The organism is Limosilactobacillus reuteri subsp. porcinus (genome assembly GCF_036621895.1).
Lineage (GTDB): Bacteria > Bacillota > Bacilli > Lactobacillales > Lactobacillaceae > Limosilactobacillus > Limosilactobacillus reuteri_J.
This window is the reverse complement of the sequence record NZ_LN887356.1, coordinates 1-17,127: the sequence shown is the minus strand read 5'-3', so window position 1 is coordinate 17,127 and position 17,127 is coordinate 1. Positions and strand designations below refer to the sequence as shown.

Annotated in this window: 15 protein-coding genes; all 15 read right to left on the bottom strand. The window is 40.8% G+C overall.

Annotated features, from left to right (window positions below; translation table 11 throughout):
* Positions 1 to 451: 451 nt before the first annotated feature.
* A complete protein-coding gene (tyrS, locus tag AACL61_RS02500) occupies positions 452 to 1,702 on the bottom strand; it encodes a tyrosine--tRNA ligase (protein WP_102816394.1) in 1,251 nt (416 codons plus the stop codon).
* 353 nt (positions 1,703 to 2,055) lie between these two features.
* Positions 2,056 to 3,105, bottom strand: a complete 1,050-nt coding sequence (locus AACL61_RS02495) for an MFS transporter (RefSeq protein WP_339110944.1) — start codon at positions 3,103 to 3,105, stop codon at positions 2,056 to 2,058.
* A gap of 167 nt (positions 3,106 to 3,272) precedes the next feature.
* Entirely contained in the window at positions 3,273 to 3,959 is a 687-nt protein-coding gene (locus tag AACL61_RS02490; protein WP_003665449.1) for a 2,3-diphosphoglycerate-dependent phosphoglycerate mutase, read from the bottom strand.
* A gap of 95 nt (positions 3,960 to 4,054) precedes the next feature.
* Entirely contained in the window at positions 4,055 to 5,314 is a 1,260-nt protein-coding gene (gene purD / locus AACL61_RS02485) for a phosphoribosylamine--glycine ligase (RefSeq protein WP_003672271.1), read from the bottom strand.
* Between the two features lie 15 nt (positions 5,315 to 5,329).
* Positions 5,330 to 6,868, bottom strand: a complete 1,539-nt coding sequence (purH, locus tag AACL61_RS02480; RefSeq protein ID WP_231125373.1) for a bifunctional phosphoribosylaminoimidazolecarboxamide formyltransferase/IMP cyclohydrolase — start codon at positions 6,866 to 6,868, stop codon at positions 5,330 to 5,332.
* Positions 6,869 to 6,871: 3 nt separating this feature from the next.
* Positions 6,872 to 7,444 (bottom strand): phosphoribosylglycinamide formyltransferase, encoded by a 573-nt coding sequence (gene purN, locus AACL61_RS02475; RefSeq protein ID WP_109897538.1) that lies wholly within the window; start codon positions 7,442 to 7,444, stop codon positions 6,872 to 6,874.
* A 9-nt stretch (positions 7,445 to 7,453) separates the two neighbouring features.
* The gene (gene purM / locus AACL61_RS02470) at positions 7,454 to 8,491 is read right to left on the bottom strand and encodes a phosphoribosylformylglycinamidine cyclo-ligase (RefSeq protein ID WP_102816397.1); all 1,038 of its coding nucleotides are present in this window, start codon (positions 8,489 to 8,491) and stop codon (positions 7,454 to 7,456) included.
* A gap of 4 nt (positions 8,492 to 8,495) precedes the next feature.
* Positions 8,496 to 9,950: an amidophosphoribosyltransferase gene (gene purF, locus AACL61_RS02465; RefSeq protein WP_085649647.1), complete on the bottom strand. Its 1,455-nt coding sequence runs from the start codon at positions 9,948 to 9,950 to the stop codon at positions 8,496 to 8,498.
* Complete coding sequence (gene purL / locus AACL61_RS02460; RefSeq protein WP_109897536.1) at positions 9,926 to 12,154, bottom strand: phosphoribosylformylglycinamidine synthase subunit PurL; 2,229 nt, start codon at positions 12,152 to 12,154, stop codon at positions 9,926 to 9,928. The genes purF and purL overlap by 25 nt, the downstream gene beginning before the upstream one ends.
* Positions 12,155 to 12,157: 3 nt before the next feature.
* On the bottom strand, positions 12,158 to 12,838 hold the full coding sequence (gene purQ, locus AACL61_RS02455; protein ID WP_035154909.1) for a phosphoribosylformylglycinamidine synthase subunit PurQ: 681 nt from the start codon (positions 12,836 to 12,838) through the stop codon (positions 12,158 to 12,160).
* A complete protein-coding gene (purS, locus tag AACL61_RS02450) occupies positions 12,839 to 13,087 on the bottom strand; it encodes a phosphoribosylformylglycinamidine synthase subunit PurS (protein ID WP_003672280.1) in 249 nt (82 codons plus the stop codon).
* Positions 13,088 to 13,807, bottom strand: a complete 720-nt coding sequence (purC, locus tag AACL61_RS02445; protein WP_085679971.1) for a phosphoribosylaminoimidazolesuccinocarboxamide synthase — start codon at positions 13,805 to 13,807, stop codon at positions 13,088 to 13,090. It lies immediately after the preceding gene.
* A gap of 223 nt (positions 13,808 to 14,030) precedes the next feature.
* Positions 14,031 to 15,326 carry an adenylosuccinate lyase gene (gene purB, locus AACL61_RS02440; protein ID WP_109897535.1) on the bottom strand — a complete coding sequence of 432 codons (1,296 nt, stop codon included), beginning with the start codon at positions 15,324 to 15,326 and terminating at the stop codon, positions 14,031 to 14,033.
* 71 nt (positions 15,327 to 15,397) lie between these two features.
* On the bottom strand, positions 15,398 to 16,552 hold the full coding sequence (gene purK / locus AACL61_RS02435) for a 5-(carboxyamino)imidazole ribonucleotide synthase (RefSeq protein WP_109897534.1): 1,155 nt from the start codon (positions 16,550 to 16,552) through the stop codon (positions 15,398 to 15,400).
* Entirely contained in the window at positions 16,515 to 17,000 is a 486-nt protein-coding gene (purE, locus tag AACL61_RS02430; RefSeq protein WP_339110943.1) for a 5-(carboxyamino)imidazole ribonucleotide mutase, read from the bottom strand. Before purE ends, purK begins: the two co-directional genes overlap by 38 nt.
* Between the last annotated feature and the right edge of the window lie 127 nt (positions 17,001 to 17,127).

Here is a 17,127-nt window from a genome sequence, read left to right as displayed (position 1 = left end):
TGAAGACCCTACACATTTGATTTGTCGAAACTTTGTTCAGTTTTCAAAGGTCTACCTGTCGGCTAATTAAGCAGCCAATTAACATCATTATTATATCATGTATCAGATTAACTTGTCAAGAAGAAATTTTAAATTATTTTTGAATTTCTTTTGATCGATAACTCAATCAGCAACTTTATTAATATATCACGTTGCCAAGTCGATGTCAACAATTATTTTTAACTTTTTTGTTAAACCATCTCAACAGCACTTAGCTGTTTTAACAACGATAACTACTATACATGGATTTCATTCTTTCGTCAACACCTTTTTTCAACTTTTTTAATTTATTTTTTAAACCTGAACCTTTTTATTATTCGAAATAGAAAAAATTTGTTTTTTTATATCTAAAAATAAAAAATACGCCCTTAAATCATCTTTTAAGAACGTATTTACTAACAATTGGTCTAATTTATTTTACGCGAGCTAAGTAATAGTGCTTCTTACCCTTGCGAACAATCACAAACTTACCATCAAAATGTGCTTGGGGATCAATCTCGGCGTCAACATCATCAACTTTTTCCCCATTAATCCTGATAGCCCCACTCGATACATCTTGCCGAGCTTGGCGACGTGAAGATTCAATGCCATTATCGGTTAACCAAAAAACAATATTTTCTTTCCTATTTTCTACATCTACTGAAGGCATATTCTTAAAGCCTTGTTCAATTTCTGCAACAGAAAGGTCAGTAACATTCCCAGAGAACAATGCTTTACTAATCCGTTCTGCTTCTTCAACTGCTTCTTGGCCATGAACAAATTTAGTTACTTCTTGGGCTAAGCGACGTTGAGCCTCTCGCTTCCATGGTTCCTTCTCAACTTTTTCTGCCAAGTCATCAATTTCTTCCTTTGATAAGAAAGTGAAGTACTTCAAGTATTTAATAACGTCACGGTCATCTTGGTTAATCCAGAATTGATAAAATTCGTATGGAGAGGTCTTTTCTGGATCAAGCCAAATTGCACCACCCGCGGTCTTTCCAAATTTAGTTCCATCAGCTTTGAGCATTAATGGAATAGTAAGTCCGTAAACCTTAGTATCTGGTCCTTCAACCTTATGAATCAAATCAATTCCGGCAGTAATGTTTCCCCATTGATCGGAGCCGCCAATCTGTAATTGCACATCATTGTGACGGTAAAGATGAAGGAAATCGACTGATTGAAGAATTTGATAAGTGAACTCAGTAAATGAAATACCAGCATCTAACCGGCTTGCTACTACTTCCTTATTTAACATGGTGTTGATATTAAATAGTTTACCGTAGTCACGAAGAAAGTCTAACAAGCTGATCTTTGATAACCATTCATAGTTATTTACAATCGTGAAGTTTTCAGTGCCAAACAACTTCTTCATTTGAGCAGTTAATGCTTCTTCGTTGTGGTGAACTTGATCCATGGTTTGAAGTTGCCGTTCTGACTTTCGACCGGATGGATCACCAATTGCACCAGTTCCTCCCCCAATAATAATTACTGGATGGTGGCCAGCTAATTGGAATCGTTTCAAAATCATAAATGGAATTAAGTGTCCAATATGAAGACTATCCCCGGTTGGATCAGTTCCACAGTAAAGAGCAATTTTATCTTCTGATGTTAATTTGCGTAGGCCTTCTTCGTCTGTAACTTGGTTAATAGCCCCACGCCATTCTAGTTCATTAAGAATATCCATGTTTACCTCCATAAATTTCTCGGATACAAAAAATCCCCAACTTCAAATAATGAAGTCAGGGACGATTTACCGCGTTACCACCTTGATTTGCAGCTAAATAGCTACCACTCTAGTCGATAACGAGACGATCCGTTCAAATACTGAAAGACTCCGTAAGTGTAATTCGTATAACGGCATTGGCAAAGTTTACAGTTACCACTTGCTTCCTAAATGTCCAACCGCTTACTACTAAGATTACTTCTTCATCTTTGGTTATTGCCGTCATTGTACATGGAATTAATGATTACTGTCAAGAAGTATTTAAAATACAAAAAAGCTGAAGAGTTTTCGTTACCCTTCAGCTTTTCGCTTTACTATTCATCTTTTTTTGCTTCGTGTTTCTTTTCACCATCACGCTTAACAGTTGGTGATGGTTGTTCTTTTGGTTGTTTTTCTACATATACTTCATGAACATAAGCTTCACCGGTTAATTCGGCTACTGGCTTAAAAGTATTCTTAAAAAGCACATCCATTTCCATTCCTGCCCGAGCCTTGTTGTAGTACAAAGCAAGAATTGCATATACCACTGGAAGGTAGCAGGAAATACCAACAACCACTAAAACGATTCCGATATAAGTAAGGACATAAGTTGCCGTATAAACGCCGTAAAATGCCAATCCACCAAAAATTAAAGTCCAGATAAACATTGGAAGGAATTCTAAAACAAATAGAATTGCAAAGTAGTTCCACTTTCGACCAGTCATGAACCGCCGACTAGCAGTTAAAGCATAACGCATTGATTGGCTAAGGAATTGTGGCTGCTTTTCACGATAAAGGAAGTATGATTGAGAATATTCAATACTCTTCCATAATACGACAATATCATTAAGGATGCGAATTGCCCACCCCGTATAAACAGCGGCTACTCCGGATAAATGTGGCAAGAGTAATGCGTTAACAATGTTGAGGGGCAAACTCCATAAGAAAGTAAACAATCCAATGTAAAGAATAATCCGCCATACTTGGTTTTTTCGCAAGTGCTTATAGTGCATCCATATTGATCCAGCACTAACTGGTTGTTCTGGATGAGCCATCTTATCCTGATATGTATATTGGGTAGCAACTGCAAAGAAAGTATAGAAGAAGGCTAACGCAGCAATAATTGCGACAATCCCTACAATTTCTAGTAATGAGAACAAGATTGCAACCGGGGAAGCCATCCCGTACATTACCATCATCATCGTCATACTCAATGAGGCAGCAATGTTTGAATTAAGGAGTGCTAAGATCGCTGCTAAAGCAATAAAAATAATTGATACCCCTGCAACTGGCCACATTGCCTTTAAATAGTTAGGCTTTACCAGTTCTTTCAATGAAAGGTAAAATTCCTTCATTGGGAGTGTTCGTTGTTTTTCCATTTTCATTTAGATTCTCTCCACCTTATTAGATTCTGATGTTAATCATACCACAACTCACTATAAGCTCAATTTATTCATCAATATCTTCAACATTTCTTCAAAAAAAGCTACAAAAAAAAGGCGTTAGGAATCTAACTTTCCCGCCTCTTCAAATTTAATATCGTAAGTTTATTTTAGTACTTTTCCTTGCTTAATACGTTAAGCTTGTCATCGAAGTCGTAAACAACCGGTTGACCAGTAGCCATTTCAAGGTTCATGATGTCTTCATCAGAAATGTTTTCGATGTACTTGCTCAATGCACGAAGAGAGTTACCGTGGGCAGCGATGATAACGTTCTTGTTGTCCAAAAGCTTTGGCGCAATTTCATCTTGCCATAATGGAATAACACGTTCCAAAGTAACCTTTAAGTTTTCACCACCAGGAATAGCACGTGGGTCTAAGTTAGCGTAACGACGATCCTTTGCAGCAGAACCTTCATCGTCAGCGCTTAGCAATGGAGGTAATACATCGTATGAACGACGCCAAATGTGAACTTGTTCGTCACCATACTTTTCAGCGGCCTTTTGCTTGTTGTGGCCTTGAAGTGCACCATAGTGACGTTCGTTTAAACGCCAAGTCTTGTATTCAGGGATCCATAATTGGTCACATTCTTCAAGAGCATAGTGCAAAGTCTTGATAGCACGCTTCAAAACAGAAGTGTATGCGTAGTCAAATTCAATGCCGTGTTCCTTAAGGGCTTTACCAGCATTCTTTGCTTGTTCAACACCCTTTTCACTTAAATCAACATCAACCCAACCAGTAAATTGGTTAGATAAGTTCCATTCACTTTGACCGTGACGAATTAATACTAATTTAGCCATGTTCAATTGACCTCTTTCTTCTTAAAATCGCTATAAACAGCATTACCATATTATTTTAATCCATTCCCCTGCAAATGCCAATAGTGATGAAGAAATTATTGCAGTCCAGCTTTTGCACCAATATCATGACGATAAAAACATTCAGGTTCATCAAGCTGGCGCAAGTAGCCATAAACGTGATCGCGGGCTTTTTGAAGAGAATCATCTTTCCCGATCACCATTAGTAAACGTCCACCTGCACCTTTTAAGTCATTAATTGTTCCAGCAACATTTGCGTAATCAATAGTAACATTAGGATCAACTGGAAATGTTCCCAGCTTTTGGCCGTGGATTGGCTTAGTTGGATACCCTTTCGATGCCAAAACAACACCAAAACAAGCATCTTCATTTTCTTCAACTTCTGGTAATGGTCGATCATTTATTGCTGCGTCTACAAGTTCGAACAAGTCGGTTTTCATGCGGGGCAAAATCACCTGGGTCTCTGGATCACCTAGACGAACATTATATTCAATCACTTTTGGACCATTATCAGTCAAAATAAGGCCAATATATAAAATCCCATGGTAGTGATACTCGCCAGCCACCAAACCATCAATTGTTGGCTTAAGTACTTCATCAATCATCTGTTGACGAACGGCTGAGGAAAGTTGTGGCAAGGGACTATAAGCCCCCATCCCCCCAGTATTAGGACCTTTATCGTCATCAAATGCTCGTTTGTGGTCTTGAGCCATGGGCAAAATTCGGTAGTGGCCATTACTAATCAAAACAAACATTGAATATTCAGGACCTGATAGACATTCTTCAATCACAAGGCGCGCCTGACCATTGACAAACATTTCTTTGATTGTCTTAATTGCTTCTGCACGATCTTTTGCAATGACAACCCCTTTTCCTCCAGCTAAACCATTTTCTTTAATTACTACTGGAAAGCCAAATTGCCCAACGTTATTAATCGCTGCTGTTTGATCCCGATATGTCGCATGGCGGGCAGTGGGAACGTGATAATTATTCATAAAATTAAGGGCATAGTCTTTCGAGCCTTCTAATTGGGCAGCCCGCGCATCAGGACCAAAAACCTTTAATCCAGCGGCTTTAAATTCATCAACAATCCCATCAACCAAGCAATCCTCAGGGCCCACGAATGTCCACGCAACATTATGTTCTTTAGCAAATTGAATCAGCTTAGCAAAGTCAGTTTCCGCAATTGCAATGGGAACTACTCCTACAGTCGACATCCCCACGTTGCCTGGCGCACAATAAACTTGCTTAACACGGGGACTTTCTTGTAATTTTTTCGCCACGGCAAATTCACGACCGCCTTCACCTACAACTAATACGTTGACCTGCTTTTCCATGATACCCTCCTAGACTTAATGGCGGAAATGACGAATGCCTGTTGTGACCATTGCAATTCCATACTTATTTGCCATCTCAATTGATTCTTGATCGCGAATTGACCCTCCTGGCTGAACAATCGCCTTAATGCCATTTTGACCCGCATATTCAACACAATCACCAAATGGGAAGAAAGCATCCGATGCCATCACTGTCCGGTCATCAATCGCCTTGCCAGCATGTTTTACGGCAATTTTCAATGAATCAATTCGGTTAGGTTGACCTTCTCCGACCCCTAATGTCCGTTCATCATTTGCTAAGACAATCGCATTTGATTTGGCATGCTTAACTGCTTTCCAGGCAAACATTAATGTCTTAAGCTGTTCCTCTGTTGGTTGCTTTTCAGTAACACATTGCCAGTCGTGGTAATCTTCCTTAAGCGTGTCTTGTTCCTGCAACAACATTCCACCCATCACTGAAACAACTTCATGTTTAGTTGGTTCATCCTTCTTACTAAAGTCCAGACTCAACAAACGAATATTTTTCTTCTTTGCCAATAACTCAAATGCATCATCGTCAAAGCCGGGTGCAATGACAATTTCTAAAAAGATTTTGTGCATTTTCTCGGCGGTAGCTAAATCAACTTGCCGATTAAGAGCAATCACTCCCCCAAAAATAGAAACAGGGTCAGCTTCATAGGCACGATCCCAAGCTTGAACCAAACTATCCCCTCGGCCAATGCCACATGGGTTCATATGTTTCATCGCTACAACTGTTGGTTCATCAAATTCGCGAATGCACCGTAATGCTTCATCAGCATCTTTAATATTATTGTAGGAAAGCTTCTTACCATGTAATTGTTTAGCCTGTAAAACTGAAAAAGGCTTAGGAAGCGCGTCTTCATATAACCAAGCCTTTTGGTGACTATTTTCACCATAACGCATTGTTTCTTTTAAATCCCAGCTTAAAGTTAATTTTTCTGGATCTTCAAGCCCTGTCTGTTTTGTAAGGTATTGAGAGATGAGGGAATCATAGGCTGCCGTATGACGAAAGGCTTTCGCTGCTAAGCGTGCTCGAGTTGCTAATGATGTTTCACCATCTTCTTTGATCTGGGCTAAGACTTCATCGTAATCGGCTTGGTCCACCACGATTGTTACATCATGATAGTTTTTAGCAGCTGAGCGGACCATGCTAGGACCACCAATATCAATATTTTCAATTGCATCGGCTAATTCCACTCCCGGCTTTTCGATCGTCTCTTTAAATGGATAAAGATTAACACAGACTAAATCGATTGGCGTAATATTAAGTTTTTCGAGGGTCGCCATGTGTTCTGGTAAGTCCCGGCGAGCCAATAGTCCCCCATGGACGTATGGGTTAAGAGTCTTTACGCGGCCATCAAGAATTTCTGGAAAATGAGTAACATCCTCAATCCCAATTGTTTCAATTCCCGCTTCATCTAAAACCCGCTTCGTCCCACCAGTCGAGATAATTTCAAAACCATTTTCAACTAATCCTTTAACGAATGGGACCAGGTTTTGCTTATCAGAAACGCTTACTAATGCTCTTTTCATAATTTAATGTTGCTCCTTTTCTAATGCCTGCTTTAGTGCTTCAGGATATAACCGGTGCTCAGTTTCATGAACCCGTGCTTCTAAGGTTTCAATAGTATCAGTTGGTAAAATTGGGACGTGTTCCTGGGCGATAATTGGGCCGGAATCGAGTCCCGCATCAATATAGTGTACGGTGACGCCTGTCTGGGCTTGTTGATCAGCAAATGCCCGTTCAATCGAATGTAGTCCCGGATATTCTGGCAACCATGCTGGATGAAGGTTAATAATTCGGTGAGCATAATGATCCAAAATAGTGGGCCCAATTACTCGTAAATAACCAGCAAGGGCAATAAAGTCAATTTGATACTTTTTCAACACTCCCAATAATTTTTCCTCGTATTCCTGTTTTCCCCCACAAGATTTGACCGTAAAGCTTTCTGCCGGAATCCCCAGTCGGGCAGCTCTTTTCATTACCGGAGCATCTGGATGATTACAGAATAATAATGCTAATTCACCAGGAAGATCATTATTTTTGAAGTGCTGTGCTAAGACTTCAAAATTCGTTCCGTTTCCTGATGCTAAAATTGCGACTTTCATTTACAACCCTCACTTGATAACAATCTTTTTTGTATCTGGTAAACAATGACGAAGATAACCAATTTGATAACTTGTCATGTTTTTATTTGATAGTATCTCTTGAACTTGTGCTACTTGATCTGGTGCTACTGCTAAGACCATTCCTATTCCCATGTTAAATGCTTCGAAACAATCTTCCTTAGTAAGGTCTCCTAGCACCCGCAAATAGTCAAAGACCGGAAGCTGTGGCCACCGACCAGGATCAATCACCGCTTGCAAGTTATCTCCTAACATCCGGGGAACATTTTCAATCAATCCTCCACCAGTAATATGGCTAATCCCATGAACCAATTTGCGATGGACTAATGGCAAGACCGCTTGAACATAAATCCTAGTAGGAGTCAGGATCGTTTCTCCTACCGTCTTTCCTCTCAAGGCTTCTGGGCGATCAGTTAATTTGACGTGATTATCCTTAAATAAGATCTGCCGGACAAGGGAAAAGCCATTGGAATGCAAGCCACTTGATGGGAGACCAAGTAAAATATCACCTTTTTGCGGTCCAGCAGCGGTAAGAAGTTCTTCTTTTTCTGCTATCCCTGTTACTGTTCCTGCCAGGTCATACTCATTGGCTGCATACATATCTGGCATTTCTGCTGTTTCTCCACCAATTAAAGCGGCTCCAGCTTCTCTGCAACCAGTCGCTACTCCGCTAACAATCGCTGCCATCTTAGCCGGATCATTATGGCCGGTCGCAATGTAGTCGAGAAATGTTATTGGTTCCGCTCCCTGCGCCAAGACATCATTAACGCACATTGCGACAACATCGATCCCGATTGTATCGTGCTTATTCATTTGTTGGGCAATTAAGAGTTTCGTTCCCACACCATCAGTGCCAGAGACAAGGACCGGATGCCGTACCTGTAATTTTTCTAAGTCAAACATCCCCCCAAAGCTGCCAATTCCCCCAATCACACCTGGGCGATCAGTTGATTTGACTGCATCTTTAATACGGTGAACAAGTTCGTACCCGGCATTTACATCCACCCCTGCATCTTGATAACGACTCATCCTCTTACCCCTTTCTTGCTAATCGCTCTTGTTCGCTTAACGACTTTAAGTACCCTTCTTCATAATCATAAAGTGGCGTTGGGTACTTCCCATCAAAATAAGCCACGGTAAGTCCACCATTAGGAGCATCTCCTGCATCTGGTACGTTAATTGCTTTGATTAAACTATCAATACTCAAGAAATTAAGAGAATCTGCACCAATTAACTGCCGCATTTCTTCAATGGAGTAATGAGCAGCCATCAGTTCTGAACGCGTTGATACGTCAATCCCATAGAAACACGGAAACTTAAATGGTGGTGAGGAAATAAGCATATGAATTTCTTTAGCCCCAGCTCTTTTTAGCATTTGGACAATCTGCTTAGAAGTTGTTCCGCGCACAATCGAATCGTCGACTACTACCACTCTTTTTCCTTTTACAACTCCGCGGACAGCTGACAGTTTCATATGAACGCCTAACTCCCGTAACTCTTGAGTTGGTTGAATAAACGTTCGCGCAACATATTGGCTCTTTATTAACCCCATTTCATATGGAAGGCCACTTTCTTCAGCATATCCACTAGCAGCAGACAACGATGAGTTAGGTACTCCAATCACCATATCAGCATCAACCGGATGTTCCTTTGCTAATAACTTTCCCATTCGTTTCCGCGCATTATGTACCGTTACCCCATGAATAATAGAATCAGGACGGGCAAAATAGATATACTCCATTGAGCAAATTGCCAGCTGAGTTTGGGTAGTGTAATGGTCAATATGTAACCCATTTTTATCAATAACTATTAATTCTCCTGGCAAAACATCACGCACAAATTGAGCACTAATAATATCTAAAGCACAAGTCTCACTAGCAACAACATAAGCACCATTTTCTAACCTTCCAATACATAAAGGACGAATCCCATTAGGATCCAAAGCCGCAATCAACCGATCTTTTTGCAGTAATAGGTAGGCAAATCCACCATGGACAAGGTTGAGGCTTTTCTTCAAAGCAGGAATAAAACCTTCATTAATATATTTCCGGATAAGGTGAATTAAAATTTCCGTATCAGAATCTGACTGGAAAACTGCCCCTTCATTTTCCAATTCACGACGAAGGGTAACAGCATTAGTTAAATTACCATTATGGGCAAGGGCAACGGCGCCATCATGAAAGTGAAAAAGGAAGGGTTGAACATTGGAAATCGAGTTATGTCCACTTGTCCCATAACGCACATGGCCAATCGCAGCGTTTCCTTTTAATCGTTTAAGCTCAGCCGGATCAGCAAACACTTTCGCCAACAATCCTCGGTCACGGTGCTGATAAAGTTCCGTTCCATCAGTTGAGACAATACCGGCTCCTTCTTGGCCGCGATGTTGAAGAGTATGTAGGCCGTAATAGGTTAATTGACTAGCGTTAGCCGCATCAAAAACCCCAAAGACCCCACATTCTTCATTTAATCCTTTGATTTCAGTTGGCACGGAATTGCCTCCTCCCATGTTTTTTGTAATTTTGCAACACTTTCATTGAGTTCACCATTTGTCAGTTTAACCATTAACCAGTGGCTATTTGTAACTTCTCCAATTAGGTGTGCATCTTTTCCTAATGCCTGTTCGAATTCGGTTGCCTTTTTAGGAGCAACCGTCACGATAAATCTTCCAGGAGTCTCACTAAACAGGCGAGCTGCTGGCTGATCAGCAAAGTCAACTTTCAACCCTAAATCAGTTTTGAAGACCGTTTCTGCTAAGGCTACTCCGAGACCACCTTCACTCAAATCATGTGCACTGGAAACAAGGCCGTTCTCCATCGTCGTCAGTAAACGTTGCATATATTGATGAACATGGTGAAGGTCAAATGACTTAACAATTCCGCTAATATCGCCGGTCATCATTTTTTGCAACTCAGACCCCGCATAATCATCACGAGTTTGGCCCACCAGATAAACCTTATCTCCCGGGTATTGGACAAACGAAGGAATTACGCGATCAATATTTTTAATTAGACCAACCATTCCAACCATCGGCGTCGGATGAATTGCTTGCCCGTTGTTTTCGTTATATAAAGAAACATTCCCAGAAATAACCGGGGTATTAAATTCACGGCAAGCATCAGCCATCCCTTGAACAGATTGATGAAGTTCCCAGAAAATTTCTGGATCAGTTGGGTCACCATAATTTAAGCAGTCAGTAATTGCTAACGGCTCAGCTCCACTGGCAATTATGTTGGCAGCTGCTTCAACTAAGGCAATTTGTCCACCAACTTCTGGACTAAGGTAAACAAACCGACCGTTCCCATCAGTTGTCATCGCTAACCCTTTATGTGTTCCACGAATCCGCAGAACCCCAGCATCACTCCCGGGCCCAGCCACTGTGTTTGTCCGTACTTGAGAATCATATTGCTGATAAAGACTACTTTTATCCGCAATCGTTGACTGAGCAAGCAAGGCAGTTAAAACTTCAGCAACGTTATCAACATCTGGAATCCACGCTGGCTGCTGTTCGGCTAATTCAATCCGCGCAGGCTTTTTTTCGAGGCTTTCTTCTTCTAGTACGTCATCCGTTAAACTCGACACTGGGATATGACATACTTCTTCACCATCATGAAAGAGAACATAATCATGACCCGCAGTAATCCGGCCAATTGTGACCGCTTCAAGATCGTAAAAATCAAAAATCTTTTTGACATCTTCTTCATGACCTTTTTTTACGCAAAGTAGCATCCGTTCTTGGGATTCACTAAGCATAATTTCATAAGCCGACATCCCGGGTTCACGTTGCGGAACAAGATCCAAATTTAGCTCCATTCCACTTTTACCTTCGGAAGCCATTTCCGCACTTGAAGAAACAATCCCTGCTGCCCCCATATCTTGGATTCCTACTAACCAGTCTGGATGATTTCTAATAAGGTCAAGACAGGCTTCTAATAAGAGTTTTTCCATAAAAGGATTACCAACTTGAACCGCCGAACGTTGCGTCGTATTTTCATCATTAAAGTCTGCGGAAGCAAAGGTGGCGCCATGAATTCCATCACGGCCGGTTTTAGCGCCGACATACATCACTGCATTTCCAATTCCGGCAGCGCGACCCTGCTGGATATCTTTTTGGTCCATTAAGCCAACACTCATTGCATTACACAGAATATTGCCCTGGTAGCATGGATCAAATGTTGTTTCACCCGCAATTGTAGGAATTCCCATACAATTACCGTAATCACCAATTCCCCGAACAGTATTAGTTACTTTCATCCGCGTTGTCGAATTATCTAATTCACCGAAATGGAGGGAATCAAGGGAAGCGATTGGTCGTGCCCCCATGCTGAAAATGTCCCGTAGAATCCCACCGACACCGGTTGCTGCTCCTTGATAAGGTTCAACAGTTGTCGGATGATTGTGACTTTCAGCTTTGAATACCACCGCTTGTCCATCATCAATATCAACAACCCCTGCTCCTTCTCCGGGACCTTGCAATACTCGCTCATTTTTATTAGGGAAGAGACGCAGAACCGGCTTTGACTTTTTATATGAACAGTGCTCACTCCACATCGCAGAAAACAAGCCAGTTTCAGTATAATTTGGTAATCGCCCCAAGAGCTGGGTACGAATGTAATCATATTCTGCTTCTGTCAAGCTCCAATCTAAGTATGGTTTCTTTTCTTTAATCTCTTCTGGGGTCATTGCTTGCTTCATTAACTATGCCTCCACTTTAATTCTGCCGTTTTCTAACAAGGATTCAAATAACCGTAAGCCATCCGTACTGCCAAGAATAGTTTCTACTGCCCGTTCAGGATGGGGCATCATGCCTAAGACATTTCCGTGCTTATTAGTAATTCCAGCAATGTTGCGTAAACTACCATTTGGATTTTCAGTCGCGTAACGAAAAACAATTTGATTATTTGCTTCCAGTTCATCTAATGTTTTTTCATCTGCATAGTAACTACCATCGGCATGCGCAATTGGTAATGCGATTCGTTCGTGATCCTGGTAATGACTAGTAAAAAGAGTGTGCGAGTTCACTACTTCTAAAGGAACAGTTTTGCAAACAAAGCGTTGGCTATCATTGCGTTTGAGTCCGCCTGGCAAAAGACCTGCTTCTGTCAAAATTTGAAATCCGTTACACGTTCCAAAGACTGGTTTCCCCTCATTTGCCATCTTGATTATTGCAGGCATGATATTGGTAAACCGAGCAATTGCGCCAGCTCGTAGATAATCACCATAGGAAAATCCTCCTGGTAACATCACAGCATCAAAACCAGCTAAACTTTTTTGCCGGTGAGAAACATACTCCACATCTGCATGGCAAACGGAATGAAGGGCTTCATATAAATCCACATCGCAATTGGATCCTGGAAAAACAACCACCGCAATTTTCATCTAGGCTTCCTCCATAACTTGGTATGTATAAGTTTCCATATTGAAATTAACAAGGAGCTGATCAGCAATTTCTTTTACCGCTGATGCTACCTCATCCTCATTTGTGTCTAAGGTAACGTCAAAGAATTTCCCAACTTTAACGGCAGTTACTTCATCATGACCTAGAGAATGGATCGCATCCTTAATTGTTTCTCCCTGCGGATCAAAGACTGATTGCTTATATGTTACGAAAATCCGAACATTGACCATTTATGCTTCCTCCTTCATCACTGCTTCTAACCGTTCCAATACCTCATCATATGTTTGGGTTAAATCAGCAAGTTTGCGTCGATATACGTCTTTATCCATATGTTGCTTAGTTGTCAGATCCCATAACCGACAGTTATCTGGCGAAAATTCATCTGCAAGAATAATCTTGCCATCACTTAAACGGCCAAATTCGAGTTTGAAGTCAACCAACCGTAAATTAGCTTTAGCAAATAATGGTTTAAGTAAGTTATTGACCTTCCGACAGATCCCCCACATTTGCGCAAGCTCCTCTTTGCTGGCAATCTTAAGAGCAATCGTTGCGGATTCATTGATAAAGGGATCATTAAGCTCATCGCTTTTATAGAACGTTTCCTCAACTGGTGAAGGAAGCTCTTCCCCTTCTGAAAGTCCATACCGACTTGCAAAATGGCCAGCAATTACATTCCGCGTTACAAATTCAAGCGGGAACATCTCACATTTTTTTACAAGGTCTTCGTTAGTTGATAGTTTCTTAATAAAGTGGGTCTCAATTCCTTGCTTCATTAAGTAACCAAAAACGAGGGAAGAAATAGCATTGGCAGCCTTACCCTTACCAGTAAAGTGATCCTTCTTTTTTCCGTTGAGGGCGGTAGCTTGGTCCAGATAAACTACTCGTAAAACCGCTGGATCCTCAGTTTGCCACATCTGCTTTGCCTTGCCGGTATACAATAACTTCTCCATTTGCGGAACTTCCTTTCAGTAAAACACGAACATTTATTTTAATATCCTAAAATTAATTCGATATTTCATGACAACAATATACTCTTTCCCCCTCCCGATTGTCAATACAAATTACGATATTTATATGATTTTCAATTTAAATTGTTCGTGTTTTTCTAAATAGAGCATAACAAAAAGGCTAGACAAACTTTTTTGTTCGTCTAGCCCCTTAAACTAACTTAAATTAGTCTAATCCCAATCGTTTATAAATGTCATCAACATGGCGGAGGTGCCAGTGGTAATCAAAGGCATCATCAAGATCTTCTTTAGTTAATTGCTTTTGAATTGTTGGGTCATCTTCCAATAGTGGGCGGAATGGAATCTGTTCTGCCCAGCACTTAGCGGTATATGGTTGAATCAAATCATAAGCTACTTCCCGAGTCATCCCACTGTTAACCAACTTCAAAAGAACCCGACCACTGTAAATTAAGCCCAATGTCTTATCCATATTCTTCTTCATTGTTTCAGGGAATACATCAAGATTCCTTAAAATTCGACCAAAACGCCGCAACATGTAATCAAGTAATGAAGTTGCATCTGGTAAAATCATTCGCTCTGCACTGGAATGAGAAATATCCCGTTCATGCCAAAGCGAAACATCTTCATAAGCAGGTACCATAAAGCCCCGGAGCATCCGCGCACAACCAGTAATGTTTTCTGAGCCAATTGGATTACGCTTATGTGGCATAGCAGAAGATCCTTTTTGTCCCTTGGCAAAGTGTTCTTCGACTTCATGGATTTCTGTTCGTTGAAGAGAGCGAATCTCGGTTGCCATTTCTTCCATACTTGTTCCAATAAGCGCAATGGTAGCAATATATTCAGCATGTAAATCTCGCGGAAGAACTTGTGTGGAGATTTCTTGAGGACGTAAGCCAAGTTTTTTGCAGACATATTCCTCAACAAATGGGTCAATTTCAGCAAAAGTTCCTACTGCACCAGAAATTTTACCCGCTTCGACACCCTTAGCAGCATGTTCAAACCGTTCTTTATTACGCTTCATTTCTGAATACCACCGAGCAGCTTTCAAGCCAAAAGTTGTTGGTTCAGCATGGATACCATGTGTTCGTCCCATACAAACTGTGTACTTATATTTTTCAGCTAAGTCTTTAAGGACATCCATAAAGTTATCAATATCTTGACGAAGGATATCGTTCGCCTTTTTTAATCGCAAGCCTTGTGCAGTATCAACTACATCTGTACTCGTCATTCCGTAGTGAACCCACTTTCGTTCAGGCCCCAATGATTTAGAAACATCACGGGTAAAAGCAATCACATCATGATGAGTCACTGCTTCAATCTCTGCAATTCCCTCCACAGAAAACTTGGCATTCTTTTTAATCTTTTCCACATCTTCTGCTGGAATATGCCCAAGCTTACTCCACGCTTCATCAGCAGCAATCTCAACATCTAACCAACATTGGTATTGTGTTTCTAAGCTCCAAATCTTTTTCATCTCTGGACTGGTATAACGATCAATCATCAGTTAAAAATCCTCTCTATTTTTTCTAAATGTATTATCGCACAGGAAAAGCGGTTACGTAAAGCCGAACTTTATACACCCCAGATACCTGTATTGTCAATTTCTGCTAAAGTAGCTTCAACATCATCAGTCAAGATTGTAACGTGGCCCATTTTCCGGTTATGACGAACTTCTGCTTTCCCATAATCATGAAAATGCCAATTTGCCTTTTTCTGAATCTGTTGTCGTACTCCATTAACATGCTGACCTAAAACATTTACCATTACCACCGGCTTTAATAACTCTACTTGTGGGAGTGGCCAGTTACAAATTGCTCGATTATGGATGGCGAACTGTGAGAAGTTACAAGCTTCAATTGAATAATGACCAGAATTGTGAGGACGAGGAGCAAGTTCATTAATATAGATCTCTCCATCATCTGTTACAAACATTTCAACCCCTAAAATCCCTCGCAAATTAATCGCTTGGGCAATCTGCACCGCTATTTTTTGCGCCTTTTGTTGTAATTCAGAAGAGATTCTTGCTGGGACAATGCTTAAATGTAGAATTTCATCATGGTGAATATTTTCTGAAACAGGAAAAGCCGTTATTTCTCCATCTTCATTACGTCCAACCATTACTGAACATTCGCGGTTAAAAGGAACCCAGCCTTCTAAGATACAGTCGCCAGTGGCTAAAATAGACGCACACTTATCGAGGTCATCCTTATTACGTAATACTTCTTGACCGTGTCCGTCATATCCCCCTTCACTAGTTTTCAAAACTGCTGGGTAACCGATTTTCTTTACTGCATCTTTTAATTCAGCAGAAGTATGCACTGCCATGAAAGGTGCTGTTTTTACCCCTGCCTGACGTAAGAAATTCTTTTCCCGTAAACGATTTTTGGTCGTGTAAAGCAAATTAGTTCCCTGGGGAAGATAAACGCGATCCTGTACATCTTCCAAAGCGTTTAAATCAACATTTTCAAATTCGTAGGTTAATACATCCGCTTTATCAGTTAACTTTTCAATCGCTTTAGTATCGGCATAAGGAGCAACAATTTGTTCATCAGCAACCTGCCCCGCTGGACAATTTGGTGTCGGATCTAAAATAATAACCTTCATCCCCGTCTGTTTGGCATCCAATGCCATCATCTGTCCCAATTGGCCACCACCAATAATGCCAATAGTTGAGCCTTGTGGAATAAATTTATTCAAGATGCTGCCCACTTTCTTTTGCTTGATCATGCATCGCCTGTCGATATTCGATGATTTGTTGTTGGATATGCTTATCTGTGATCCCAAGAATTTGCAATGCTAATAACGCTGCATTTTTAGCGCCTGCTTTTCCAATCGCAGTGGTTGCCACCGGAATTCCCGCTGGCATTTGAACAATTGATAAAAGCGAGTCCATGCCACCAAGAGCTTTTGTCTGTCCTGGGATCCCAATTACTGGCAGGGGGGTATTTGCCGCAATCATTCCGGGAAGATGGGCTGCTCCCCCGGCACATGCAATTATTACTTTGACCCCATTATCAACCGCATTTTGCGCAAACGCGAACATTTCATTTGGCATCCGATGAGCAGAAATCACGTTCTTTTCATATGAAACACCAAATTCATCTAAAATATCACAAGCTTCTTTAACAGTTGGCCAGTCTGATTTACTGCCCATCACAACACTAATATCACTCATAACAATGCCTCCTCAAATCTGCTTTAAGGATAGCAAAGTTTTTTTTATAATTCAATGAAAAAAATCGAACTTAATCAAGTTAAAACATAAAATAGTTCGTTAAAGTTTAATCGAGTAGGAGATAATT